The sequence below is a fragment of the Pseudomonas sp. BJa5 genome, assembly GCF_030272875.2.
Classification (GTDB): Bacteria; Pseudomonadota; Gammaproteobacteria; order Pseudomonadales; family Pseudomonadaceae; genus Aquipseudomonas.
In genome coordinates this window covers 1-231 of the sequence record NZ_JALRNG020000253.1, presented here as the reverse complement: position 1 = coordinate 231, position 231 = coordinate 1, and the positions used below count along the sequence as shown (strand labels likewise).

Annotated in this window: 1 pseudogene; it reads right to left on the bottom strand. The window is 58.0% G+C overall.

Features of this window, described 5'->3' with window-relative positions:
- Positions 1 to 35: 35 nt before the first annotated feature.
- A pseudogene (locus M2D63_RS26215) lies at positions 36 to 231 on the bottom strand (F0F1 ATP synthase subunit beta); the annotation flags it as partial.

The following is a 231-nucleotide window of genomic DNA, read 5'->3' as shown; positions in this document are numbered from 1 at the left end:
CGAGTACGCTCACCCACACAGGCGAAAAAGGATTAACCGCTGTGCTCGATGGCGATGTAACGGATCAGTTCCATCATGTTTACGGACTTGCCTAAACCGGCACCACCGAACAGACCAACCTTACCACCCGTGGCGAACGGGCAAACCAGGTCGATAACCTTGATGCCGGTTACCAGCAGGTCGTTGCCGCCTGCCTGGTCAGCGAAGGACGGCGCATCACGCTGGATGCCC